Consider the following 24,725-nt stretch of genomic DNA (forward strand, 5'->3'; position numbering starts at 1 on the left):
ATGGCGCAAAGGTTACCCGCGTTGGCGCACAAAGCGGAAGAACGCAGAGGCGGCCCAGCCCGAAATGATGGCAATCGCAAGCGACAAGAGCCCATAAATCAATGGCTGTTGGCGCGACAGATTGAAGAGCCAGCGTTCCAACCCAACCTTACGGACGTCAATGGTGGTCGAGAAACTTGAAATGACTTTGCCACCACGTGTTAGCAGAACGCGGGTTTCATAATCGCCTTCGGTCAGGTTCGCTGGCATCGCGATTGAGGTTCTAAACAAGGTCTGCTCTGACACTTTCACAGCTTCTTCTTGCAGAGAATACAGCCCATTGTCGGTGCGGATGCGGGCGACGGCTTTGGCGAACTCTTGCGCGTCGGCCTTGTCAAACCGGGCACCGATGGAGTTGATTGCATTGTCGATCGACACGCGATTCAGGATGTCTTCCTCGAGACTGATCGTCTTGCGCAGGGGTGCGCTGGTGGCCACAGCGTAGAAGCTTGGCGCGCCATCGATGGTCACGCTGTCGGTGTTGACCCAGATGCCAAAGCGTTTCTCTTTGCGGCGCACTGTGATTGGGCCCAAAGGTCCAGATACGGTGACAACCACTTCCAAAGGGTCCCCCTCGGGGATGGCATCCTCCCGTTTGACCGCGCCAAAAACAAGGATTTCAGAACCGTCGAAGTTCGCCGTGATCGCCACGCGGTTTTGGCTGAGGCCGAGGACGACTTCTTCTTTGGCTGCCGCCGCCAAGGGGAGCATCAGGCAGACCGCAGCCGCAAGGAAATTGCGCAGCATCTTAATGCCCTCCGGCCGCGCCAAGCGAGTACAGCTCACTTGGCATGAAAAGCAGGTCCAGCGCCAGTTTTAGGCAGACCGCAATAACCATCAGCGCAAGCAGGATGCGCAGCTGTTCTGCTTTCAGCTTTGCACCAATCACCGCGCCGAATTGCGCGCCGATCACGCCACCCACCAACAGCAGAACGGCCAGCGCCATATCCACAGTGTAGTTGGTGGTTGCGTGCAGCAAGGTGGTGAAGGCGGTCACAAAGATGATCTGAAACAGGGAAGTCCCAACCACAACTTTGGTTGGCATGCCCAGCAGGTAGATCATTGCTGGCACCATAATAAAGCCGCCGCCAACGCCCATGATCGCGGAAAGGATGCCGACGAACACACCCACGATGACGGGAGGGATCACAGAGATATAAAGGCCAGACACACGGAAGCGCATTTTGAAGGGCAGGCCGTGAATCCAATTGTGTTTCTTGCGTTTGATCGGGCCTGTGTTCTTACGCGATTTTCGGATCGCATTCAGGCTTTCGACAAACATCAAGCTGCCGATGATACCCAAAAATACCACGTAGCAGAGTTTCACGAGCAGATCGACTTGGCCGAGTGATTTCAGATAGTTGAAGATCACCACACCCAAGGCAGCCCCGGTCAGGCCGCCGACCAGCAACACCGTGCCCATCCTGAGGTCCACCGTGCGCCTTTTGAAATGCGCCAATACGCCGGAAAACGACGATGCCACAATTTGGTTCGCCTCGGTCGCAACCGCCACAGCAGGCGGGATGCCGATGAAAAACAAGAGCGGCGTCATAAGGAAGCCGCCGCCAACGCCGAACATGCCAGAGAGCACGCCCACAAGGCCGCCTAGGCCAAGCAGGAGAAAAGCGTTTACGGAAACTTCAGCGATGGGAAGGTATATCTGCATGGCGACACATAGCGCCTGAGTTTTTCAAAAAGCAACCGGGCTGCGTCATTTTGCCAGCCCGGTTTGCATGTTTTTTGAAACTGGACTTATCGTTCTTTGACGTATGGCTCTCCGCCAGCACGTGGCGGGATCGCGCGGCCTACGAAACCCGCAAGGATGACGACAGTCAGGATGAAAGGCAGGGCCTCCATAAGTTGTACGGGAATCACTACGCCGCCGATCTCGATGCTTTGGAAGCGCACGGCGAGGGCTTGCAGCAGGCCAAACAGCAGGCAGGCCCAAAGCGCGTACCAAGGGCGCCATTTCGCAAAGATCAAAGCAGCCAGCGCGATAAAGCCACGTCCGGCGGTCATGTCCTTAATAAAGCCCGCTTGCAGCCCTGTTGCCAAGTATGCCCCCGCGACGCCGCACAGCACGCCGCAGATCATCACGGCGGTATACCGCAAGCGGATCACGGAAACGCCAGCGGTATCAACCGACGCAGGGTTTTCACCAACGGCGCGAAGGCGTAGGCCAAAGCGCGTGCGGTAAAGCACCCACCACGTCAGCGGCACAAAGGCAAAGGCCACATAAACGATCAGGCTATGGCCAGAGATCAGTTCCTTGTAGGTCGGCCCAAAGAGCGGGATGGATTGAAACATTTCTGCGAAGGGCAGGGTGATTGGGCTCATCCGGCCCTCAGTCAGCAAAGAGGGTGTGCGTCCGCCCTGTCCAAACCAGTCTTGCGCAATCAAGACAGTCATCCCGGCGGCCAGCATATTGATGGCCACGCCAGAGATCAGTTGGTTCCCCCGGAAAGTGATTGAGGCGATGCCGTGGATGGCCGACAGGATCATCGAGGCGCCGATGCCTGCCAAAAGACCAACCCAGACCGACCCGCTGACGGCGGCGAATGCCCCAGCGGCAAAGGCCGCAGCTAGCATTTTGCCTTCAAGGCCAATGTCGAAAATGCCCGCCCGTTCAGAATAAAGACCAGCCAGACAGGCCAGCAGCAGGGGAATTGCCAGACGCACAGAACTGTCCAGAACTTGTAGAAGTGTCAGGAAATCCATCAGGCGTTCTCCTTCCGGCCAAGGGTCAAGAACAGCTTTTCAAGCGGCATACGCACCATATTGTCCAAGGCCCCGGTAAAGAGGATCACCAGCGCTTGGATCACCACGATCAGTTCGCGTGGGATGTCCGTCCACAAAGCCAGTTCCGCGCCGCCTTGTGCGAGGAAGCCGAACAAAAGCGCCGCCATCAGGATGCCAATCGGGTGATTGCGTCCCATCAGGGCCACGGCGATCCCGACAAAGCCAGCGCCTTCGGTGGAGTTCAGGATCAAGCGTTCGCTTTCGCCAAGCGTTGTATTGACCGACATCATGCCTGCCAATGCGCCAGAGATCAGCATTGCAATCACGGTGATGCGTACTGGCGATATACCTGCATATTTCGCGGCCGTTTCCGAAAAGCCAAAGCTGCGGATGTCATAGCCAAGGCGGGTTTTCCAGATCAGCACCCAGACAAAGACACAGGCCAGAAGGGAGAGGAAGAAGGTCACATTGGCCGGCGCACCGCGGAACATGCGGGAGCCTTCGGGGGCGAACATCTCATGGAAGTTTGGCAGGTGCGTGGCTTCTGGGAAGCTGGCCGACGCCGGGTCCATTTGACCTGTGGGGCGCAGCACCTCGACAAGCAGATACCCAAGCACCGAAAAGGCGATGTAGTTGAACATGATCGTCGTGATCACGATGTGACTGCCGCGCTTGGCTTGCAGATAGGCCGGGATAAAGGCCCAAGCCGCACCAAAGAGCGCTGCCGCAATCGACGCGCCGACAATCGCCAAAGACCAATGGGGCCAAGGGATGTAAAGGCAGACCAGCGCAACACCGACGCCGCCAATCATGGCTTGCCCTTCACCGCCGATGTTAAAGAGCCGCGCGTGAAAGGCGACGGCAACCGCCAGCCCGGTAAAGATGAAATTTGTTGTGTAATAGAGCGTATAGCCCCAACCCGCAGAGCGTTTCAGCGCCCCATCGACCATCAACGTAAAGGCCTCGACCGGGCTTTCACCGATGCCCAAGATCACCAGCGCACTGAAGAAGGCAGCCAAGAGCAGGCTGATCAGCGGCACCAGAATGGCGTCGGCCCAAAGTGGCATTTTACCCATCAGATCGCCTCCTTCTGTGCGCCTGAGACGCCTGCCATCATCAGGCCCAGTTCTTTTTCGTCTGTTTCGCTTGCTTGGCGTTCGCCCATGATTTGGCCGTCAAACATAACGGCGACACGGTCGGCCAACGAAAGGACTTCTTCCAGTTCCACGCTGACCAACAAGATCGCTTTGCCTTGATCGCGCAGGTTCATGATTTGCTGGTGGATGAATTCAATCGCGCCGATATCCACACCGCGGGTAGGCTGGCCAATCAGCAAGACATCTGGGTTACGCTCAATCTCGCGCGCAACGACGATTTTTTGCTGGTTGCCGCCGGAAAAGTTCTTTGCCGCCAGATGCGGGTGCGGCGGGCGCACGTCAAAGCGTTCCATTTGATCGGCCGCCTTGGTGAGGATGCCCTTGTTATCCATCAGAATGCCGTTCTGGTATTCCGGTTCGTGGTGATAGCCAAAGACGGAATTCTCCCAAGCGGCGAACTCCATGATGAGGCCTTCTTTCTGGCGATCCTCGGGCACATGGGCAATGCCAGCCGCGCGGCGCGCCTGACCGTCAGACCCAGCGCCTGTCAGCGGCAATTCCTGACCATTCACCTGAACCGATCCGGTTGCGTCCTGAAAGCCGCCCAGCACCTCAAGCAGTTCGGATTGCCCGTTTCCGGCAACGCCCGCGATGCCAACGATTTCGCCTGCGCGCACGGTTAGGTCGATGCCTTTCACGCGCTCCACGCCGCTTTCGTCGATGACGCGCAGGTTTTGGATCTTGAGAATCTCCGCCCCCGGTTGCGCCGGTTTCTTGTCGACCCGCAATAGAACCTTGCGGCCCACCATCAGTTCGGCCAGCCCCTCGGGTGTGGTTTCTGCTGTCTTGACAGTCGCGGTCATCTGGCCACGCCGCATGACACTGACGGTATCAGTGTATTCCATGATCTCACGCAGCTTGTGCGTGATCAGGATAATCGTTTTGCCCTCGGTGCGCAGGCGATCCAGAATGCGGAACAGCTGGTCGGCCTCGGACGGTGTGAGAACCCCAGTTGGTTCGTCCAAAATGAGGATCTCCGCCTGACGATACAGCGCCTTGAGGATTTCGACCCGTTGCTGGTGACCGACACTCAGGTCTTCGATCATCGCGTCGGGGTCGACATTCAACTCATATTCAGTAGCCAGTTGCTTGAGTTCCTTGCGCGCCTTCGCCAAGGAGGGGCGCAGCAGGGCGCCGTCTTCGGCACCAAGGATGATGTTCTCAAGCACTGTGAAGTTTTCAACCAGCTTGAAATGCTGGAAGACCATGCCAATGCCCGCAGCAATCGCGGCTTGGCTATCAGGGATGCTGGTTTTTTGCCCCCGTATGTAAATCTCACCTGAATCGGCTTTGTAGAATCCATAAAGGATCGACATCAAAGTCGATTTCCCCGCGCCGTTTTCGCCGATGATCCCATGGATCGTGCCAGGCCGGACGGAAATGGAAATATCCTTGTTGGCCTGAACCGGCCCAAAGGCTTTCGAGATGCCCCGCAGCTCTAACGCAAGAGGGGCGGGTGTGGCAGGGGCGGCCATTTCTGGCCGCCCCGTATCAATTGTATCCGTCATGTGCGGATTAGAATTCCAGAACCGAGCAGGACTCTGCTGCGGCGTAGTTTTCCACGGTGATCTCACCAGAGACGATACCTTTGGTCGCCATATCGACGGCCTCGGTCATCTCTGCCGTGATCAGCGACTCGTTGTTTTCGTCGATCGCAACACCAACACCGTTGCTTGCCAGATCGAGGTTCTGGAAACCGGTTTCCAGATCAGCGCCGTCTTTCAGCGCGTTGTAGACCGCAACGTCGACCCGTTTCAGCATCGAGGTCAGAACTTTGCCTGGGTGCAGGTGGTTTTGGTTGCTGTCAACGCCGATGGACAGGATGCCTTCGTCAGCGGCTGTCTGCAGAACGCCAACACCGGTGCCGCCCGCTGCCGCGTAAACAACGTCCGCGCCTTGGGAGATCTGTGCTTTGGTCAGCTCCGAACCTTTCACCGGATCGTTCCATGCTGCTGGCGTCGTGCCGGTCATGTTCGCGATAATCGTGGCGTCTGGGTTAACGGACTTTACGCCCTGCGCATAACCACAAGCGAATTTGCGGATCAGAGGGATATCCATGCCGCCGATGAAGCCAACAGTGCCGGACTTGGACGCTTTCGCTGCCATTACGCCCGCCAGATAAGAACCTTCATGCTCTGCGAAAGAGATCGTCTGAACGTTTGGCAGGTTGGCCCAGCCGTCGATGTTGACGAATTTGGTTTCAGGATACTCAGGAGCCACTTGTTCAATGGTCGGAGTCATCGCGAAACCCATGGTCACAATCGGGTTTGCACCGGCTTCTGCAAAGCGACGCAGCGCTTGTTCACGCTGTGCTTCGGACTGCAGTTCGATGTCCAGATACTTGCCGCCGGTCTCTTCCGCCCAGCGTTCTGCGCCGTTGTAGCCAGCTTCGTTAAAGGATTTGTCGAATTTACCACCCAGGTCAAAGATGACGGCTGGATCAGCAGCAGCGACGCCAGCAGTCAAAGCAACGGTCGCCGCAGCGCCGAGGAATTTCTGCATTAGGGTCATGAATTTTACTCCCACAGTTTGGATTGGTCCGTTGTGTCACTCTGGTCGGACCTTGGTTTTTCCAGATCGGTTAGATCAATATCCAAAATTGGCGTGAGAGGGTGGGGAGGGTCAACCGGTTTTTTGACCAATTGGCCGAGAATACCCGAGGTTTTGGCGGGTTACGTGGTGTCACGCGCCATGATCAGGGCGTCGACCCGTTGGCCATCTGGGCGAAGGTAGTAGCCTTTTCTGGAGGTGGTAGTTCGGTAATCACATGATTTATATAGGTTTATTGCTGCCTTGTTATCTCTGGAGACTTCTAGAAAGAACTGCGTAGCTTCGCATTCGGCAGCCTTTTCGTGATAGGCTGCCATCAGTCGGCGCCCGATGCCTTTCTGTTGAAATTCTGGACGAACAGCGATTGTCAGCAACTCGCTTTCCCCGGCAAGGGCGCGCCCCAGTGCAAACCCATGTGAGTCGCCGACCCAGAAAACATATGGGGACTGCAAAAGCGCTTCGAATTCAGCAGCTTCCCATGGCCGGGATTCGCGAAACGCCAAAGCGTGGATATGCGCGAATTCGCTGGGTTGGGGCAGGGTGTTCATAGAATTTTGGGCGGCAGATCGCGGGATGGAGCGGCATCCGCAGCCCGAACATAAAGCGGTGCGGGCCTTGTGGGCGCCTCCGCCATACGCTTGCGCGCGCAGAGGGCAATGTTTGTCGCGAGGACTGCGGGTTCTGGCGGTGAAACGATCGGTTGCGTAGCTTCTTCAATCGGTGAGGCGCTCAGGCGTGGTTCCCCGTCTGGTTCAAGAATGTACGCCTGATCCCGTGGGGCAGGTACAACCGCAATGCTGTTCTCGGCTTTGTCATAAAGGCTCGCGTCAAACGTCGAAATGCCGACCGCAGGAACACCAAGCGCAAGCGCCAAACCGCGCGCGGCAGAGACGGATATGCGGATGCCAGTGAAATTGCCCGGCCCGATGCCGACGCCAATCGCAGCAAGATCGCTCCACTTGATGCCATGATCGGCGAGCAAATCCTCAAGCATTGGCATCAGCGCCTCTGCTTGGCCGCGGGTCATACTTTCTGTGGCCGTGCCAAGCACATGCTCGCCCTTAAGCAAAGCGGCCGCGCAATGCGCGGCCGATGTGTCAAACCCAAGTATATATTGATCAGAAGCCAACAGGGCGGACCTCTGTCACTTCGGGAATATAGTGCCGCAGCAAGTTTTCGATGCCCATTTTCAGGGTCACGGTTGAAGACGGGCAGCCCGCGCAGGCGCCCTGCATGTGCAGATAGACCACGCCGCGCTCAAACCCGTGGAACGTGATATCGCCGCCATCCTGTGCCACAGCTGGCCGCACGCGTGTATCCAGCAATTCTTTGATTTGATCGACAATGTCACCATCTTCGCCGTCATGATCAGCATGCCCCGAAGGGGCCGCCACATCGCCACCCAATACCGGCTGGCCGGACTGGAAGTGCTCCATGATTTGACCAAGGATTGAGGGTTTCAAATGATCCCATTCCACATCGTCTGCTTTGGTCACTGTGACAAAGTCATGCCCAAAGAAAACGCCAGTCACGCCGGAAATGCCGAAAACACGCGCAGCAAGCGGCGAGTTTGTCGCGGCATCCTTGGATGGGAAGTCAGCGGTTCCCGTTTCCAAAACGGTCTGTCCCGGAAGGAACTTGAGCGTTGCCGGGTTCGGAGTGGATTCGGTTTGAATAAACATGGCCATGCCTTTCGTGTCTGCCCACTGATATGCGTGGGCGCGAGGGGCGTGTCAAGGATTGGAATGATTCTAAAAAGCCGGGGAGGCCCCGGCTTTTTGATATTAGGTGATCGCTTCGAGGCGTTCTTTGGAAAGATCGCCGGGAACGATGGTGATTGGGATCGGCAATGTGCCGGAGGCCCGTGCGAGCTGTGTGACCAAGGGGCCGGGGCCGCCTTTGTCGGTGCCCGCGCCGAGAACAAGAACACCTACGTTGGGGTCTTCATTGACCTGTGACAGGATTTCAGTGACCAATTCGCCCTCGCGGATCACGAGTTCTGGATCAATGCCTTGCCGGTCGCGCATCCATTTGGCGAAGACCTCGAAATGGGCTTCGATCCGTTCGCGTGCTTCTTGGCGCATGATGTCGCCAACACCGATCCAATGTTGGAATTCTTCCGGTGGAATGATCGATAGGATTTCAACGCCACCGTTTGTTTTCCGGGCGCGCATCGCGGCGAAACGCATGGCGTTCAAACATTCGCGACTGTCGTCCAGAACAACTAGAAATTTACGCATGTAAATGCCTCCTTGGCGGGCATATTGGCAGCACTGCTGCACTTCGGCAATGGGCATTGGCGGCCTTCGTGGGAAAACACACGCGGCATTTCGACTTTGCGTGAATTCAGAAATAACCCGGGGCCAGGACCCCGGGCTTTGGACTGAAATATTTTTTAGGCTGCACCTGGGTAATCTGACGCAGAACGTACACCTGGGGATAGGTGTGCGCAGACTGGAAAGGACTATGGGCAAAAGGGTTGAATCCCGACATCACGGTGACGTGTCGGTTTTACGACGTTTTCTTAACAGTTTACATTTGGCGCGATAGGACAAAAAGAAACCGGGTGAAGCACCCGGTTTCTAAGACGTCTCGCTGGGAAGGGTGCGCTTAAGCCCCAACCATACCCACGATCTTGTAGGTTTCTTTTAGGATCGGTGCGGCGATCTCGCGCGCGCGTTCAGCCCCGCGTGCAAGGATCTTGTCGATCTCAGCGGCGTCTTCCATCAGGCGCGCCATCTCGGTGGAGATTGGCGCAAGCTTGTCGACCGCGAGGTCGGCCAACAGCGGCTTGAACTCTGAGAACTGCTTGCCGCCAATCTCTGCCAGAACAGCGTCAACAGATGTCTCCGACAGAGCGGCGTAGATGTTCACAAGGTTGCGTGCCTCGGAGCGGCCTTCAAGCCCTTCGACGTCAGAGGGCAGCGCCTCTGGATCGGTTTTTGCCTTGCGGATCTTCTTTGCGATTGTGTCGGCATCATCTGTCAGGTTGATGCGGGAGGCATCAGATGGATCAGATTTGGACATCTTCTTTGAGCCATCGCGCAAGGACATCACTCGGGTCGCAGTACCTTCGATCACAGGCTCTGGGATCGGGAAAAAATCGACCTTGTAGTCGTGATTGAACTTGGTCGCGATGTCGCGGGTCAGTTCAACGTGCTGCTTCTGGTCTTCACCCACAGGCACATGGGTCGCGTGATAGACCAGAATGTCCGCTGCCATAAGGGCAGGGTAGGCAAACAGGCCCAGCGAGGCATTCTGCGAGTTCTTGCCCGCTTTGTCTTTCCATTGAGTCATGCGCTGCATCCAACCCATGCGCGCGACGCAGTTGAAAATCCAACCCAGCTGCGCGTGTTCAGGCACTTGGGATTGGTTAAACAGAATAGATTTCTCAGGATCAAGACCAGAGGCGATATAGCCTGCGCAGAGCTCACGGGTGGCGCGGCGCAAATTTTCAGGGTCTTGCCAGACGGTTATCGCGTGCTGATCCACCATACAGTAGATCGATTGCACTCCGGTGTTCTGAGTGTCCACAAAGCGCTTCATCGCGCCAAGGTAATTGCCCAGCGTCAGGCCGCCCGATGGCTGAATGCCCGAGAAAACGCGTGGGGTGAATGCAGAAGACGTTTGGACCGCCTCGCTCATATCAGATACTCCGTCTGGAATTTGTTGCGCGCTTGGCTTACCCATGGCACCGAATGCCGTCAAGCAGCCCGTCAAGGAGCGCCCATGTCTGATCCAAATAATTCCAGCCCATTCAACGCGCTTCCGCCGGTGATTGCCGCCTTGGCGATTGTCATTATTGGTGTGGAAATCATTTTCTATGCAGGCAGCACGGGGCTGGTTGGTGGGCAAGAGGCGATTGGTTGGCGGCTGATGGCAGTTCAGAAATTTGCCTACTCGCCGGATATCTTCGCGTGGATGTGGCAGAGCGGAAATTGGCCAAGCGAACATCTGGTGCGGATATTCAGCTATCTCTTTTTGCACGGCAATTTCACGCATGCGCTGTTTGGTGCGGTGATTGTTCTGGCCTTGGGCAAAATGGTGGGAGAGGTCTTTCACCCGCTTGCGGTTCTGCTGGTTTTCTTTGTCTCAGGGGCTATCGGGGCCGTGGTCTATACCGCGATTTGGCCCGAACCGGTCACCTTGATCGGGTCCTATCCGGGGGCCTATGGCTTTATCGGGGCGTTCACGTTCCTTTTGTGGATACGCCTGCGGGTTGGTGGCGATAATCAGATGCGGGCCTTTTCCTTGATTGCCATGCTATTGGCCATTCAGCTTGTGTTTGGGGCCTTGTTTGGCAGCAATGGCGACTGGATCGCTGATCTTGCTGGCTTTGGAACAGGCTTTGCGATGTCATTCTTTTTGGTGCCGGGTGGGTGGTCACGCATCCGGGCGATGATCCGGCATGACTGAATGGGCGCTGGGGTAACCCCGCACCCTAGGCCCGACCCGCTTTCAGAAGCTTGCGCAGGTTGAAGGCCCCAATCAGTTGGCCTGCCGCGAAATAGACAATGCTACCGCCGGTGATTAATGCGAGCAGGGCCAGATAGCGCCAGCCCTGCGTTGTCAGGGCACTTGAAAGCAGCCAGTTCAAGCCCACCAAGGCGATCCCCATGATCAAAGCGGCGACAATAATGCGCGGCGCGCTTGCCCGGAATTGCCCATCAAACCGCGCGACCTCTCCGAACCGGCGCGCGCCGATGGCGAGGAACACCACCATGGCCCATGCCGCAACCGACGTGGCAACAGCCGGGGCAAGCCAGCCGATCACCGGATAAAGCCCAAAGGCCAGCGCGGCGTTCACGATCATGGACAACACGGCATAGCGGAACGGGCTTTTGGTATCTTCGCGCGCGAAAAACAGCGGCTGCAGAAGTTTTTGCAAAACAAAAGCCGGCAGCCCAAGGCCATAGATCGCCACCGCCCAAGCGATGGCAAGACTGTCCTCGGCCGTGGTCGCACCGCGTTCATACATGACGGAAACTAAGGCCAAAGGAATGGCCAGAAAAGCCACAGCGCAGGGGATGGTCAGGGCCAAGGCGAATTCTCCGGCGCGGGAATAGGCGTCTCTGGCCCCAAGGTCATCGCCCGCTTTTAGACGACGAGACAGGTCGGGCAGCAGTACAATGCCCACTGCAATGCCCACCACGCCAAGCGGCAGTTGATAAAGCCGGTCCGCCGCAAACAGCCAGCTGACAGCGCCCTCGGTGCGCGAGGCCACCAATTGCCCCACCACCAGATTGATCTGCATCACGCCAGACGCCAGTGCCGCGGGCAAAGCAACGCTGACCATGCGCGACATATCTGGGGTCCAGCGCGGTCGCCCAAGGCGCAGGGTCACGCCCGCCTTGTCGGCGGCAACCCAAACAAGGGCAAGTTGCGCAAGACCGGCAAAGGGGATGGCCCAGACAAGCCACAGAATGACCTCTCCGCCAAGAACATGCGCGGCTATCATGGCAGAGATTGCAAAAATGTTCAGCAAGACCGGGGCTGCGGCTGCGATGGCAAACCGGCCGGTGGCATTTAGGACACCAGAAAATAACGCGGCCAGCGACATGAAGAAAATATAGGGAAAGACCACGCGCCCATAGCCGACCGTCAAGTCAAAGCGCGCATCGCCCCAGAACCCTTCGGCCGTGGCCCAAACAAGCGCGGGCATAAAGATCATGGCAAGTGCCGTCAGCGCCAAAACCACAAGCGCCAGGCCATTGAGGGCGTCATTGGCAAAAGCGCGCGGGTCGTCTCCGGCTTCGTATTTTTTGGAAAACATCGGCACAAAGGCCGCGTTAAACGCACCTTCGGCAAAGAACCGGCGAAACATATTGGGCAGACGGAAGGCCGCAACAAAAGCATCCAGCGTCGCGCCCGGTCCAATCAGGGAGAGGATCAGGATCTCGCGCACAAAGCCCAAAATACGGCTCGCCAGCGTCCAGAACCCCACCGTCAGAAACCCGCGAATCAGGCGGATCGGCTTCACGCGTTAGCCCTTTCAGCGCCTTTAGAAATCGCCTCTTTCAGGCGTGTCTCCAGCAGTCGCTGCTTGGAGTCAGCGTAGAACTTCAGCCCAAACATGTCTTTGACATAGAAGGTGTCCACCACCTGCTCCCCATAGGTCGCGATCACGGCAGAGGCGATATAGACGTTGTTGTTGGCCAAGGTGCGTGTCAGGTCGTGCAGCAGGCCGGGGCGGTCGCGGGTGTCGACCTCGATAATGGTGTAAATTTCCGAGCCCTCGTTGTCGAAGGTGATCGTGGTTGGCACGCGGAAAGCCCGCTCGCGTTTTTTGATGACATCGCGCGATTTCATCGCTTCGGTCGTAACCACTTCGCCCAGCAATGTCTTGCGGATCATCTGGGAAAGCCGGTTCAAACGGCTCGCCTCATAGGGGCTGCCATCGGAGTCCTGCACCCAAAAGGCCGCAGTCGCATAGCCATCCTTGGAGGTGTAAGTCCGCGCATCCACAACGTTTGCGCCCACCAGCGCAAGGGCCCCCGCCAGACGTGAGAAGATGCCGGGGTGATCTTCGAGTGCAAACAGCACACGTGTGGCATCGCGATCATCGTCAGGCTTCAGGTCGATGTTAAACTCGCCTGGCTTTAGGGTATCCAGAAGTTTGGCAAAGCTGACATGCGTGTCGACGGGCAAACCTTGCCAGTAGGGGTCGTAATGCCGGTCGGTTTCCTGCTTGAGCCGCTTTGGCCCCCAAGATTTCAAGCGTTTGCGCAGGGCCTGTTTGGCTTCGTTGCGGCGGTTCTCTTGGTTCAGCGCTTCCGCGCCACCTTCAAGCGCATCCAGCGTCAGACTGTAAAGGTTGCGGATCAGCGTCGCCTTCCAGTTATTCCACACATCTGGGCCAACCCCACGGATGTCGCAAACCGTGAGCACCGTCAGGAGATCAAGGTTCTTGACGGTTTTGACGGCCTTCGCAAATCCACGAATGGTACGCGGGTCAGATAGGTCACGTTTCTGAGCGACATCTGACATCAAAAGGTGATAGCGGACCAGCCATTCAACCGTCTTGCAGTCTTGCTTGTTCAACCCAAGACGCGGCGCGACCTTACGCGCGATTTGCGCGCCTAGGATGGAATGGTCAATATCGCGCCCCTTGCCAATGTCATGCAGCAGCATGGCCACCATAAGCACCTTGCGGTTGATGCCACGCTGCAGAATGTCAGAACTGAGTGGCAGTTCTTCGATCAATTCCTCGCGTTCAATCTGGGTAAAGGTCGAGATCACCTGAATGGTGTGCTCATCCACGGTGTAGGAGTGATACATGTTGAACTGCATCATCGCCACGACCGGTTCGAATTCGGGCATATAAGCCGCCAGCACGCCCAACTCGTTCATGCGCCGCAGCGCGCGTTCCGGGTTGCCGTGTTTCAGGAGTGTATCCAGAAAGATCTTTGCCGCTTGCTTATCGGCGCGCATCTCATCGTCGATCAGGTGCAGATTGGCCCGCACGAGCCGCATGGCATCCGGGTGGATCAGCAGCCCGGTACGCAGCGCTTCCTCAAAAAGGCGCAGAATATTGACCTTTTCCGCCAAGAACCCCTCTTGGTCCTCGATTGTGATCCGATTGTTGATGACCTGATAGCCCGCTTTGACCTTTGGGGGACGCCTGCGGAATATCCGTTCAACAAGCGGCGCGGATTTGGTGTGGTTCTCTTCCAGTTTGGTCAGGAAAATTCGCGTCAGGTCGCCGACCGCCGTGGCATTGCGGAAATAATCTTGCATGAAATGCTCAACCGCGCGGCGACCGCCTTTGTCCTGATAGCCCATGCGTTCGGCCACCATGACCTGCATGTCAAAACTCAGCTGTTCCATTGGGCGCTTGTTGATCAGATGCAGGTGCGCCCGCGTGGCCCAGAGGAAGTTTTCTGCCCGTTCGAACAGGGCGATTTCTTCTTCGCGGAACAGTCCCAAACCAACAAGGTCTTGCGCGTCATCGACGTGGTAAACGTATTTTGCAATCCAGAACAAAGACTGCAGGTCACGCAGGCCGCCTTTGCCTTCTTTGACGTTCGGTTCCACCACATAGCGTTGGCCTTGCTTCTTATGGCGCTCATCGCGTTCGGTAAGTTTTGCTTCGACAAATTCCCGTTCTGTCCCTTTAAACAGATCGCTGTGCAGGCGCTTGGACAGCTTGACTGACAAAGGCGCGTAGCCCGCGAGGAAGCGCTGCTCCAAAAGGGCAGTGCGAATGGTGAAATCCTCGCCTCCAAGCCGAACGCAATCGCGCACCGTCCGAGAGCTATGACCGACTTTCAGGCGCAAATCCCACAGGATATAAAGCATGCTTTCGATCACGCTCTCGGCCCAGCCGGTGATCTTGTAGGGCGTCAGGAACAGCAGATCGACATCCGATTGCGGGGCCATTTCACCGCGCCCATAACCACCCACCGCAAACAGCGCGATGCGCTCGCCTTCGGTCGGGTTGGGGCGGGGGTGCAAGGTTTGCGTCGCGACATGGTGGGCGGTACAGACAAGGCAGTCGGTCAGCCAAGTATAGGCGCGTGTCATGGGGCGGGCGGAAAACGGTGCTTCGTTAAAGGCGGTTTCGATAGCCGCGCGGCCAGCCTTTTGAACATCACGCAGCAGGGCCACCGTTCCATTGCGGATATCGCGGGCCGTTTCACGAGATTCACAGCAGTCCAATAGGGCCGCGGCCAAGTTGGCACGGTCCACGATTTGGTCTGGGTCACAAATCAGGTTGTCCGGCGGGGCCGGCAGGAAAAAGGCGGGGCTAGAAGCCCGCGCCGCCAAAGCTTCTTGGTGCTGGGTCAATGATAACAACCTGTTTGTCGCGGACGGTGGCCACAGCTAGCCCGCGTTCGTTCGTGCCATCCGCGCGCAGGCGGAATATTCCATTGACGCCTTTAAAGCCTGCGCCCTGTGTCAGAGCAGCAGCTGTCAAAGCATCAGATTTCCCTTGCGAGACCAAGGCCCCAATCGCAGCGATTCCGTCATAGGCCAAGCCCCCAATGGGGTGCGGGGTTCCGCCATAGGCGGCGGCATAACGGGCGCGGAATTGATCGGTCAGGGCTGGGTCAGGCAGGGCAAACCAACCACCTTGCACGCCTGGAAGTTCAAGGGTTCCTGCCGGAATATCCCAACGTGTCAGGCCCATGTATTGTACCTCAGCGGGATTAACCCCCGATTCAGGCAAGAGCTGCGTGAACAGCGGCAAAGCGCCCGACGTGTCTGAGGTCAGGAAAATCGCGTCTGCCCCGGTGCTACGCACCGCTGAACGTACGTCCTGTACCGAAGCGACAACTCCCTGCTGAGAAAATTCATAGCTGACAGCACCCGCATTGCTGGCCGAGGTGAAAGCCAATGCGCGCGAAATCGCGTCCCGGCCTGCGATTCCAGCAACGTTATTTGCGTGCACGGTCAGGACATCGCTTTTGCCATTGCGGGCCGCGAATTGCGCCAACCGCATCGCCGTATTGTCAAACGTCGGCCCAAGAACAAAAACATTCCCACCCGCAATGGACGTGTTGTTGGAGAAGGACAGCACATTCACGTTTTTGCCACGCAGCGCGACGCCAACGGCATTTGATGGGCCGCTACGCACGGGCCCCAGCACGATCTTCGCCCCCTCGCTTACAGCGCGCAGGGCTGCGGCTTGTGCGACGGCATCATCACCGGCGGTGTCATAGACGCGCAGATCGATTTGAACATCGCCAAGATCCGCCATCGCCAGCCGCGCGGCGTTTTCAAGGCTTTGTGAGAGCACCGAGTCGCCAGACGCCTGCGAGGATTGCGGCACCAGAAGCGCGACAGGTATTGGCTTGGATGTGTTGACGGAGGGCCCGCCCCCGATCCCAACCGGTTCACATGCCGAGACAACTGCGGCGGCCGCGACTGCGACAAGGCCTTTCAGAAACTGACGACGAGGTTTAAAAGCAGCAAACATGAACTCAATCCCTAGACAATGGCGATATGCGCGGCGGAACTCGTACCGCGATCTTGACTGGGATAATAAACACCCCAATCGGAGGGTCCAGCGTTGAATCACCAAATTGTGCCATTGAAGGCCGGGCTCTATTTCGTGGCCACGCCGATCGGCACCGCCCGAGACATCACATTGCGCGCGCTTGATGTCTTAGCCAGCGCTGATGTTCTAGCCGCTGAAGACACCAGATCACTACGTCGCCTTATGGAAATCCATGGCGTTCCGCTGAACGGGCGGACGGTGCTGTCCTACCACGATCACTCTGGCGAAGGTGTACGCGCAAAGCTACTGGCGCTGCTCGAAGACGGGCGATCTGTTGCCTATGCGTCTGAGGCAGGCACACCGCTGATTGCGGACCCGGGCTATCATCTTGCCCAAACCGCTGCCGAAGCTGGGCATCTGGTGACATCAGCGCCAGGTGCATCGGCGATTATCACGGCGCTGACCTTGGCGGGTCTGCCCACAGATGCGTTTTTCTTTGCGGGTTTTCTGCCAAACGCCAAATCCCAACGACGCGGTGCGCTTGAAGCGCTCAAAGAGGTGCCCGGCACGCTCGTATTTTACGAGAGCCCCAAGCGCCTTGCTGCCATGCTTTCCGATTCAGCAGAAATATTGGGCGAGACCCGTGATGCGGCGGTTTGCCGGGAGCTGACCAAGAAGTTCGAAGAAATCCGACGCGGGACCCTGGCCGAGCTGTCGCAGGTCATGGCGGAACAACCTGTCAAAGGCGAGATCGTCGTGCTGATTGACCGCACGCGCGCCGGGTCATCAGAAGGTGTTGATCTGGAGGCCGAACTGCGGGCCGCCCTAGAGCATATGTCGGTGCGGGATGCCGCTGAAACTGTCGCAAAGGCACATGGTGTGAATAAACGGAAAGTTTATTCTTTGGCCTTATCCCTGAAGAAAGGCTGAAACGACACAAAAAGGCGCGATGACCTTGGCACATCTGCAACCCGAATTTCATTCACACACTCAAATGGGCGCCCATCAATCGGAGTTTGACTTTGGGCCAATAACAGCACCCAAAAAGTCGAGCAGCGACGATGCCGACCTTCGTGCCCGGCGTGGGCAGCAAAACTACTTGGCAGGCCAGTCTGCCGAATGTGCCGTGCAGCGCCACTACGAAGATGCCGGATACAGCCTGTTGGCCCGCCGTTGGCGTGGCGGCGGTGGTGAACTCGATCTCGTCTTTCAATCCGGCGCGGGCTTAACCTTTGTCGAAGTCAAAAAATCGCGTCGCCATGATTTGGCGGCGCAACGGGTTTCCCAGCAACAGGCGCATCGCATATTTTCAGCAGCGACTGTCTTTGTGGACCGGTCAGACTTTGATCCCTTTGTTGACCTGCGCTTTGACGTGGCGCTGGTCGATGGCATTGGGGCCATACATGTTCACGAAAACGCGTTAGTGTTCTTCTGATCGGCCATTGCAACGGGGCGTGTCGTGGGCCATCTAATGGGCAAATCAAAAGAGGACGCCCATGAAAATCGCCTTCCAGATGGACCCTATCGATGCGGTCGACATTCGCGCAGACAGTTCCTTCCGCCTCGCCGAAGAGGCGCAGGCACGGGGGCATGACCTCTTTTATTATTCTCCGGATCAATTGGCCTATGAAGAAGGCGTGATCACTGCGCGTGGCCAAGACATGGTGGTGCGCCGCGAACAGGGGAACCATGTCGATTTGGGGCCGATGAAGAAAGTCGATCTCAAGGATTTCGACGTGATCTGGCTGCGTCAAGACCCGCCGTTTGACATGCACTATATCACCTCAACCCATCTGCTGGACCGATTGAAGGACGACGTTCTGGTGGTGAATGATCCTTTTTGGGTGCGAAACTATCCCGAGAAGCTGCTGGTTCTGGACTTCCAGGATTTGACGCCGCCCACCACCATCGCGCGCGATCTTGAGACTATCAAAGCCTTCAAAGCCAAACACCAAGACGTCATTCTGAAACCGCTCTACGGCAACGGTGGCGCGGGTGTCTTCCGCTTGGACGCGAATGATCGCAACCTATCGAGCCTACATGAACTTTTCACCGGGTTCAGCCGGGAGCCGTTGATTGTGCAGAAATTCCTGCCAGACGTCAGCAATGGCGACAAGCGTGTCATTTTGGTGGATGGCGAACCAGTTGGGGCGATCAACCGCGTCCCTGCGGCTGGGGAGACGCGCAGCAATATGCATGTCGGCGGGCGGCCAGAGAAAATTGGCCTGACCGAGCGTGACTTGGAAATCTGTGCTGCGATCGGGCCTTTGCTCAAAGAGAAGGGGCAGGTCTTTGTCGGCATTGATGTGATCGGCGACTATCTGACCGAAATCAATGTGACCTCGCCCACGGGCATTCAAGAGCTCGAACGGTTTGACGGCGTCAATATCGCCGAGAAAATCTGGCAGGCCATCGAAGCGAAGCTGGCTTAACATTCATCGCCTTACCTCAAAGCGTCGGGGTCATTCGGTAGCTCAGCGCCTCTGCAATGTGGGGGCGTTTCACATCTGGGCTGGCATCGAGGTCGGCAATCGTGCGCGCAACCCTGAGAACGCGGTGATATCCGCGTGCGGTCAGGCCGAATTTGTCGGCCGCTTGGGAAAGTAGGTCGCGTCCTTCTGAATCTGGCGACGCAATATCTTCCAAGACCGCGCCTTGGGCGTCTGCGTTGGAGCGTGCCTTGGGGTGGTCGTTAAATCGCTCGGTTTGCAACTTACGGGCCTTGGCCACCCTTTCCGCAATAACAGCCGAGGGCTCTCCATCTGCCGGGAGGTCCAAGTCCTGAATGGAGACAGGCGGAACCTCAAGGCACATGTCCATACGGTCCATCAGCGGGCCCGAAATGCGCCCGAGGTAGTCGTTGCCGCAAATCGGCGTTTTCGGGCAAGCGCGCGACGGGTCGTACATGTAGCCGCATTTGCATGGGTTGGCGGCGGCGATCAGCATGAAACGGCACGGGTAGGTGACATGGGCATTGGCGCGCGCGACCATGACTTCGCCGGTTTCAATTGGCTGCCGTAGCGTTTCCAGCACCTGTCGTGAAAATTCGGGCAGTTCGTCCAGAAAGAGCACGCCATTGTGCGCGAGGCTGATTTCACCGGGCGCAGCGCGGCGGCCGCCGCCGACAATGGCCGCCATCGAGGCCGTGTGATGTGGTTCCCGAAACGGGCGCTGCATTGAAATGCCGCCCTGATCTAAGAGGCCAGAAATCGAATGGATCATGCTGGTTTCAAGCGCCTCTGCAGGCGAAAGCGGCGGCAGAATTGACGGGATGCGAGCGGCCAGCATGGATTTGCCAGACCCTGGCGCGCCGTTCATCATCATGTGATGACGCCCGGCGGCGGCAATTTCCATCGCGCGTTTGGCGCGCTCCTGCCCTTTGACGTCACGCATATCTTTTTGCCCATCTGCACGCCGCACTTCTCCGGGTTCACAAGCGGGCAAGGGGGCTTGCCCGGTGAAATGCCGGATGACCTCTGCGAGCGACTTAGCCCCGATGACCCGCGCTGCTCCAACCCAAGCGGCTTCTTTGCCCGAGGCTTCGGGACAGAGCAGCACGCGGTTTTCTTCCGACGCTGACATCGCCGCGGGCAATGCGCCAAGCACCGGGACAAGCGTGCCGTCCAGCGACAGTTCCCCCAACGACACCGTGCTTTCTGCGGCGTCTTTGGGCACGATGTCCAGCGCGGCCAAAAGAGCCATGGCAATCGGCAGGTCAAAATGGCTGCCTTCTTTTGGAAGATCAGCAGGCGAGAGATTGACGGTGATCCGGCGCGCCGGCAGGGCAATCGACAAGGCGGTTAGCGCAGCTCGAACTCGGTCGCGCGCTTCGGAAACTGCTTTGTCGGGCAGGCCAACGACCGCAAAGGCGGGTAAGCCGGGCGTCACCGCGCATTGCACCTCGACCTGGTGCGCCTCGACGCCTTCGAAGGCGACTGTGTATGTCTTGGCAACCATCCGTCCCCCAAGGTCCGCGTATCCGAACCCTAGGGGAAACAGGGTTACTTAGCCGTTAACCACTTGGCTTTTCTGCTGCCTTGCGCGTAGGTCGGTGAAGGCAGGCCAAGCGTCTGGGTCGGCAAGGGTTTTGTCACGGCAAAAGGCGTTGCAGAACCCATAGACCGTTCCCTCTAGCTCCAACATATGCGTGCTAGGTTTTCCGCTATAGGGGCACTGCGCGTTCACCGGCACGGCATCAGAAACGGTCGCTTCAAGAACGGCTGGTCCCGGCCATGGCCGCTCTGGATGGGGTTGGTCGTAGCGCGACAAATGGGCGCCGTGCACAAGTCCCATGGCGCGCCAACGCCGCAAAGCAAGATCGTTGAGGTGCAAATCAACATAGGCGCGGGCAGCGTCGCTGACGGGCAGATTGTAACCGGCGATCCGCATCGCCACCGGTGCATACATGGCGTCCGCAGCGCTGTAGTCGCCGCACAGCCAGTCGCCTTCGCCTGTGCCGCAAGCGTCACGCGCCCAATCCCAGAGCGTTTCGATGCGTATGAGGTCGGCAAGGACATCGGGCGAAGGCGTTGCCCAATCAAAAGCAGTGCGCAAATTCATTGGGCAGACGGAGCGAAGTGCCGCAAAGCCGGAGTGCATTTCAGCCGCCAAGGATCGCGCGATTGATCGGTGTTTGGGTGTGCTTGGCCAAATCCCGGCGTCGGGGTGGCGATCCGCCAAATCCTCGGCAATGGCATAGCTTTCAGAAATGATTGCGCCGTCAGGCGTGCGAATTGTGGGCACGGTGCGGGCTGGGGCATGGGTCGCCAGTTGCTCTGCGACGGAGGCCTTTGAGTCAAAATCAAGCAACGTCACCTTGCGGGGGATGTTGAACTTTTCAAAGAGCAACCAGCCGCGCAGGGACCATGAGGAGTAGGCGTAATCGCCAATAATCAAATCGTATGTCATGGGGAAATGTTAGCGCACTGTCGCAAAATTTCGAAAACGAATGTTTGTGCGCCACGGCATCACGGTTTGTGATTGATGCGCGTGGCTTTCCAAGTCGGTTCTAGCCGTACTTCGGTGACTGACAGGTTGTCGATCCGATGGCCAAAGGCATCGTAGGTGGAAATTTGCAAAGCGCGTTCGATGGCCGCAACGATCACGCCGAAATGGCAGACGAGGATCATGTCGCGTCCACCAGCACGGTTAATCAGGGCGTCAAAAGCGCGGTTGACGCGCTCGGCAAAAACGTTCCAGCTTTCTCCGCCCGGCGCGCGGATTGCACCTGGCGTATCCCAAAAGGCCATCATGTGGTCTTTATCGGCAATTTCGGTGTGAGATTTTAGCTCCCATGCGCCGAAATGGATTTCACGCAGATCAGTATGATGATCCCAACGGGGGCGTTGGTTTTGAAGGGCATCGGCGGTCTGTTTGGCACGCAGAAGGTCAGAGGAGACAACAATGGCCTCATCGGGCAAAAAAGCATCCAGTCGATCAAGCGCGGCGGTGTCTGATAGATCTGCAGGTAAGTCGGACCAACCGACCATAGTTTTCGCATGCGTCGGCCCGTGGCGCACAAGGAAAAGGCGGCTCATGGCAAGGTGCCTTTCAGAACTAACGGCTGGCCAGCCACGACGAACACGGCCAATTCTGACTGATCAGCGAGTCTTTGGTTCAAGCGGCCCTGCAAATCCCGAAATCGGCGCGCCATTGCGTTATCAGGCACGATGCCCATACCGACCTCGTTGGAGACGACAACAACCCGGCCTTCGCAGGTCGCGAGTTGATGCAATAGATCTGAGGTCTGCGCTTCGATATCGGCTTCGCCCATCATGTGATTGGTCAGCCACATAGTCGCGCAGTCCAGCAGGGCGATTTCGTCTTTGCTAACAGACGTGAACGCCGGGCCAAGATCACGCGGCGCTTCTATGCTGCGCCAATTCGGGCCGCGCATGGTTTTGTGCCGCTGAACCTTGGCTTCCATTTCGCTGTCATAGACCTCAGCCGTGGCGATATAGACACGCGGGGCGCCTGTTTGCACGATCAGGTTTTCAGCGAAAGCTGACTTTCCCGACGCCGCGCCGCCCAATACAAATGTCAGCTTCGGCAGCATTTTGCCCTCTGAAGTGATCCAATTCCCGCCCCCCTGCGTAATCGTCTTGAACACGGCAAGCAAGGGAGGCGCGCATGTATGCTCAGGAACGCACAAATATGGTGACGCGGGTCGCCATGAAAAGCGAGATGCTTGACCCTGACACAGAGACAGCCCTGGCCCGCGCTTGGCGGGATGATCGTGACGAACGCGCGCTGCATCGCTTGACGATGGCCTATATGCGGCTGGCGATTTCGATGGCGATGAAGTTCAAGCGGTATGGCGTGCCGGTGGCGGACCTTATTCAAGAGGCGGGCGTTGGATTGATGAAGGCGGCGGACCGGTTTGATCCTGACCGTGGCGTGCGCTTTTCGACCTATGCGGTTTGGTGGATCAGGGCGAGCATCCAAGACCATGTGATGCGAAACTGGTCGCTTGTGCGGACGGGCTCGACCTCGGCACAGAAGGCGCTGTTTTTTAACATGCGCCGGGTTGAGGCAGAGCTGAAACGCGAGGCCTTGAAAGATGGCGAAGAGTTGGATTCCCACCAGCTGTCTGAGCTGATTGCGCAGGAAATTGGCGTGCCGATCAACGACGTATTGACCATGCAGGGCCGCCTTGCCGGGGGGGATTTTTCGCTGAACGCCGTTCAGGGCGGCGATGAAGATGGCCGGGAGTGGATTGACGTTCTCGAAGATGAAAACCCGCGAGGCTCTGATTGCGTTGATCAGGAACGAGATCAGGCGCAGGTGAAATCCTGGCTTGCAGAGGCGATTGATCGTCTGACTGATCGCGAACGTCTGATCATCGAACGGCGCAAGTTAACAGACGACGCAGATACCTTGGAGACATTGGGAGAGGTCCTTGGGATTTCCAAAGAACGCGTGCGCCAGCTAGAGGTCGCTGCCCTTGGTAAAATGCGTCAGGCGTTGGAAGCCCATGCGCCTGAACTGAGACAGCTTCTTAACTAGGGTCGTTTGGCCTGTCGGCGCGCTTGTGTCCACCTGCGCAAATGCATAGTGTCTTCCCTGCCTGACCTCGGAGGGGCCAAATGCTGGAAGACAAACGCATTCTTCTGATTATCAGCGGGGGAATCGCCGCCTATAAGTCGTTGGACCTGATCCGCCAACTGCGTAAACGCGGTGCTTGGGTGACGCCTGTTCTGACAAATTCGGCGGAGCAATTTGTGACACCGCTGTCTGTCTCGGCTTTGGCCGAAGAAAAGGCCTATCGCGATCTGTTTGATCTGACCGATGAGGCAGAGATGGGCCATATCCAACTCTCGCGGTCTGCTGACCTTATCGTGGTCGCTCCGGCCACGGCGAACCTGATGGCGAAAATGGCGAATGGGTTTGCCGATGATCTGGCATCGACCCTTTTGTTGGCCACCGATACCGAAGTTTTAATCGCGCCTGCGATGAACGTGCGCATGTGGCTGCATCCGGCCATGCAGCGCAATATTGCGACCCTGAAACAGGACGGCGTTGCTTTTGTCGGCCCGAACGAAGGCGACATGGCCTGCGGTGAATATGGCCCCGGTCGAATGGCCGAACCGGCAGAGATTGTCGCTGCAATTGAGAACCAACTGGCCGAGGGGCCGTTGGTTGGACGCAAGATTGTTGTGACCTCGGGCCCAACCCATGAACCGATTGACCCGGTGCGCTACATCGCCAACCGATCTTCGGGCGCGCAGGGGACCGCCATCGCGCGGACCTTGGCCATGTTGGGAGCCGAAGTGGTCTTTGTGACCGGCCCAGCCGAAGAACCCCGCCCCGAAGGTGTGCACATTGTCGAAGTGCAAACCGCGCAGCAGATGATGGAGGCAGTTTCGGCAGCCATGCCCGCAGATGCCGCCGTGTTTGCCGCTGCCGTGGCCGATTGGCGCGTCGACGGCGCAAGCGGCAGCAAGATTAAGAAACAGGATGGCAAGATCCCCAGCCTGTCGTTTTCTGAAAACCCCGATATCTTGGCCAGCGTCTCGCAGGCCAAAAGCGACCGGCCGAAATTGGTCGTTGGCTTTGCTGCCGAGACCGATGATGTCGTCGAAAACGCCACCAAGAAACGCCTGCGCAAAGGATGTGATTGGATCGTCGCCAATGACGTCAGCCCGGAAACCGGCATCATGGGGGGCAAAGAAAACGCCGTGGTCCTGATATCGGACGACGGAGCCGAACATTGGCCGCGCATGAGCAAAGATGCCGTCGCTCAGCAATTGGCAGAGCGCATCGCCAATGCCCTTGGCTGATCCCCCGCTTAAGAAAGAGTT

The 24,725-nt window shown here is 57.6% G+C and carries 24 protein-coding genes; 6 read left to right on the forward strand and 18 right to left on the reverse strand.

The window, feature by feature from the left end; translation table 11 throughout:
- Positions 1-12: 12 nt before the first annotated feature.
- From BUA39_RS10715 to trpS, 11 genes are all read right to left on the reverse strand, one after another.
- Positions 13-786 (reverse strand): TIGR02186 family protein, encoded by a 774-nt coding sequence (locus tag BUA39_RS10715; RefSeq protein ID WP_072793206.1) that lies wholly within the window; start codon positions 784-786, stop codon positions 13-15.
- 1 nt (position 787) lies between these two features.
- A complete protein-coding gene (locus BUA39_RS10720; RefSeq protein ID WP_072793207.1) occupies positions 788-1,705 on the reverse strand; it encodes a sulfite exporter TauE/SafE family protein in 918 nt (305 codons plus the stop codon).
- 86 nt (positions 1,706-1,791) lie between these two features.
- Positions 1,792-2,757, reverse strand: a complete 966-nt coding sequence (locus BUA39_RS10725) for an ABC transporter permease (protein WP_072793208.1) — start codon at positions 2,755-2,757, stop codon at positions 1,792-1,794.
- Positions 2,757-3,854, reverse strand: a complete 1,098-nt coding sequence (locus tag BUA39_RS10730; RefSeq protein ID WP_072793209.1) for an ABC transporter permease — start codon at positions 3,852-3,854, stop codon at positions 2,757-2,759. The genes BUA39_RS10725 and BUA39_RS10730 overlap by 1 nt, the downstream gene beginning before the upstream one ends.
- A complete protein-coding gene (locus BUA39_RS10735) occupies positions 3,854-5,410 on the reverse strand; it encodes an ABC transporter ATP-binding protein (protein ID WP_072793296.1) in 1,557 nt (518 codons plus the stop codon). The genes BUA39_RS10730 and BUA39_RS10735 overlap by 1 nt, the downstream gene beginning before the upstream one ends.
- Before the next feature lie 40 nt (positions 5,411-5,450).
- Entirely contained in the window at positions 5,451-6,446 is a 996-nt protein-coding gene (locus BUA39_RS10740) for a BMP family lipoprotein (RefSeq protein ID WP_072793210.1), read from the reverse strand.
- Between the two features lie 161 nt (positions 6,447-6,607).
- Positions 6,608-7,033, reverse strand: coding sequence for a ribosomal protein S18-alanine N-acetyltransferase (gene rimI / locus BUA39_RS10745; RefSeq protein ID WP_072793211.1), 426 nt, complete (start codon positions 7,031-7,033; stop codon positions 6,608-6,610).
- Positions 7,030-7,614, reverse strand: coding sequence for a tRNA (adenosine(37)-N6)-threonylcarbamoyltransferase complex dimerization subunit type 1 TsaB (tsaB, locus tag BUA39_RS10750; RefSeq protein ID WP_072793212.1), 585 nt, complete (start codon positions 7,612-7,614; stop codon positions 7,030-7,032). Before tsaB ends, rimI begins: the two co-directional genes overlap by 4 nt.
- Positions 7,604-8,167 (reverse strand): NifU family protein, encoded by a 564-nt coding sequence (locus BUA39_RS10755; protein WP_072793297.1) that lies wholly within the window; start codon positions 8,165-8,167, stop codon positions 7,604-7,606. Before BUA39_RS10755 ends, tsaB begins: the two co-directional genes overlap by 11 nt.
- 102 nt (positions 8,168-8,269) lie before the next feature.
- Positions 8,270-8,725, reverse strand: a complete 456-nt coding sequence (locus BUA39_RS10760; RefSeq protein ID WP_072793213.1) for a universal stress protein — start codon at positions 8,723-8,725, stop codon at positions 8,270-8,272.
- Between the two features lie 370 nt (positions 8,726-9,095).
- The gene (gene trpS / locus BUA39_RS10765; RefSeq protein WP_072793214.1) at positions 9,096-10,130 is read right to left on the reverse strand and encodes a tryptophan--tRNA ligase; all 1,035 of its coding nucleotides are present in this window, start codon (positions 10,128-10,130) and stop codon (positions 9,096-9,098) included.
- An 84-nt stretch (positions 10,131-10,214) separates the two neighbouring features.
- On the opposite strand from trpS, the gene BUA39_RS10770 reads away from it, so the two are divergent.
- Positions 10,215-10,901, forward strand: coding sequence for a rhomboid family intramembrane serine protease (locus tag BUA39_RS10770; protein ID WP_072793215.1), 687 nt, complete (start codon positions 10,215-10,217; stop codon positions 10,899-10,901).
- A 25-nt stretch (positions 10,902-10,926) separates the two neighbouring features.
- Here BUA39_RS10770 and murJ read toward each other — a convergent pair whose 3' ends face one another.
- The 3 genes from murJ to BUA39_RS10785 are packed head-to-tail and all read right to left on the reverse strand — an operon-like array spanning position 10,927 to position 16,404.
- A complete protein-coding gene (gene murJ / locus BUA39_RS10775) occupies positions 10,927-12,465 on the reverse strand; it encodes a murein biosynthesis integral membrane protein MurJ (protein WP_072793216.1) in 1,539 nt (512 codons plus the stop codon).
- Positions 12,462-15,272, reverse strand: a complete 2,811-nt coding sequence (locus tag BUA39_RS10780) for a [protein-PII] uridylyltransferase (protein ID WP_084604920.1) — start codon at positions 15,270-15,272, stop codon at positions 12,462-12,464. The genes murJ and BUA39_RS10780 overlap by 4 nt, the downstream gene beginning before the upstream one ends.
- Positions 15,232-16,404, reverse strand: coding sequence for a penicillin-binding protein activator (locus BUA39_RS10785; RefSeq protein WP_072793218.1), 1,173 nt, complete (start codon positions 16,402-16,404; stop codon positions 15,232-15,234). The genes BUA39_RS10780 and BUA39_RS10785 overlap by 41 nt, the downstream gene beginning before the upstream one ends.
- Positions 16,405-16,497: 93 nt before the next feature.
- On the opposite strand from BUA39_RS10785, the gene rsmI reads away from it, so the two are divergent.
- The 3 genes from rsmI (at position 16,498) to gshB (ending at position 18,857) form a co-directional block, all read left to right on the forward strand.
- A complete protein-coding gene (gene rsmI, locus BUA39_RS10790; protein WP_072793219.1) occupies positions 16,498-17,355 on the forward strand; it encodes a 16S rRNA (cytidine(1402)-2'-O)-methyltransferase in 858 nt (285 codons plus the stop codon).
- A gap of 169 nt (positions 17,356-17,524) precedes the next feature.
- Positions 17,525-17,860, forward strand: a complete 336-nt coding sequence (locus BUA39_RS10795) for a YraN family protein (RefSeq protein WP_242648583.1) — start codon at positions 17,525-17,527, stop codon at positions 17,858-17,860.
- 61 nt (positions 17,861-17,921) lie between these two features.
- Complete coding sequence (gene gshB, locus BUA39_RS10800; RefSeq protein ID WP_072793220.1) at positions 17,922-18,857, forward strand: glutathione synthase; 936 nt, start codon at positions 17,922-17,924, stop codon at positions 18,855-18,857.
- Between the two features lie 16 nt (positions 18,858-18,873).
- Here gshB and BUA39_RS10805 read toward each other — a convergent pair whose 3' ends face one another.
- The 4 genes from BUA39_RS10805 to cobU are packed head-to-tail and all read right to left on the reverse strand — an operon-like array spanning position 18,874 to position 22,480.
- Positions 18,874-20,382, reverse strand: coding sequence for a YifB family Mg chelatase-like AAA ATPase (locus BUA39_RS10805; RefSeq protein WP_072793221.1), 1,509 nt, complete (start codon positions 20,380-20,382; stop codon positions 18,874-18,876).
- A gap of 48 nt (positions 20,383-20,430) precedes the next feature.
- The gene (locus BUA39_RS10810; RefSeq protein ID WP_072793222.1) at positions 20,431-21,333 is read right to left on the reverse strand and encodes a glutathione S-transferase N-terminal domain-containing protein; all 903 of its coding nucleotides are present in this window, start codon (positions 21,331-21,333) and stop codon (positions 20,431-20,433) included.
- Between the two features lie 59 nt (positions 21,334-21,392).
- A complete protein-coding gene (locus BUA39_RS10815) occupies positions 21,393-21,962 on the reverse strand; it encodes a histidine phosphatase family protein (RefSeq protein WP_072793223.1) in 570 nt (189 codons plus the stop codon).
- On the reverse strand, positions 21,959-22,480 hold the full coding sequence (gene cobU / locus BUA39_RS10820) for a bifunctional adenosylcobinamide kinase/adenosylcobinamide-phosphate guanylyltransferase (protein WP_072793299.1): 522 nt from the start codon (positions 22,478-22,480) through the stop codon (positions 21,959-21,961). The genes BUA39_RS10815 and cobU overlap by 4 nt, the downstream gene beginning before the upstream one ends.
- A gap of 74 nt (positions 22,481-22,554) precedes the next feature.
- Here cobU and BUA39_RS10825 point away from each other — a divergent pair, with 74 nt between their 5' ends.
- The gene (locus tag BUA39_RS10825) at positions 22,555-23,430 is read left to right on the forward strand and encodes an RNA polymerase factor sigma-32 (protein ID WP_207546226.1); all 876 of its coding nucleotides are present in this window, start codon (positions 22,555-22,557) and stop codon (positions 23,428-23,430) included.
- Positions 23,431-23,510: 80 nt separating this feature from the next.
- Positions 23,511-24,704, forward strand: a complete 1,194-nt coding sequence (gene coaBC / locus BUA39_RS10830) for a bifunctional phosphopantothenoylcysteine decarboxylase/phosphopantothenate--cysteine ligase CoaBC (RefSeq protein WP_072793224.1) — start codon at positions 23,511-23,513, stop codon at positions 24,702-24,704.
- Positions 24,705-24,725 lie beyond the last annotated feature (21 nt).

It is taken from the genome of Cognatishimia maritima (genome assembly GCF_900129685.1).
Classification (GTDB): domain Bacteria; phylum Pseudomonadota; class Alphaproteobacteria; order Rhodobacterales; family Rhodobacteraceae; genus Cognatishimia; species Cognatishimia maritima.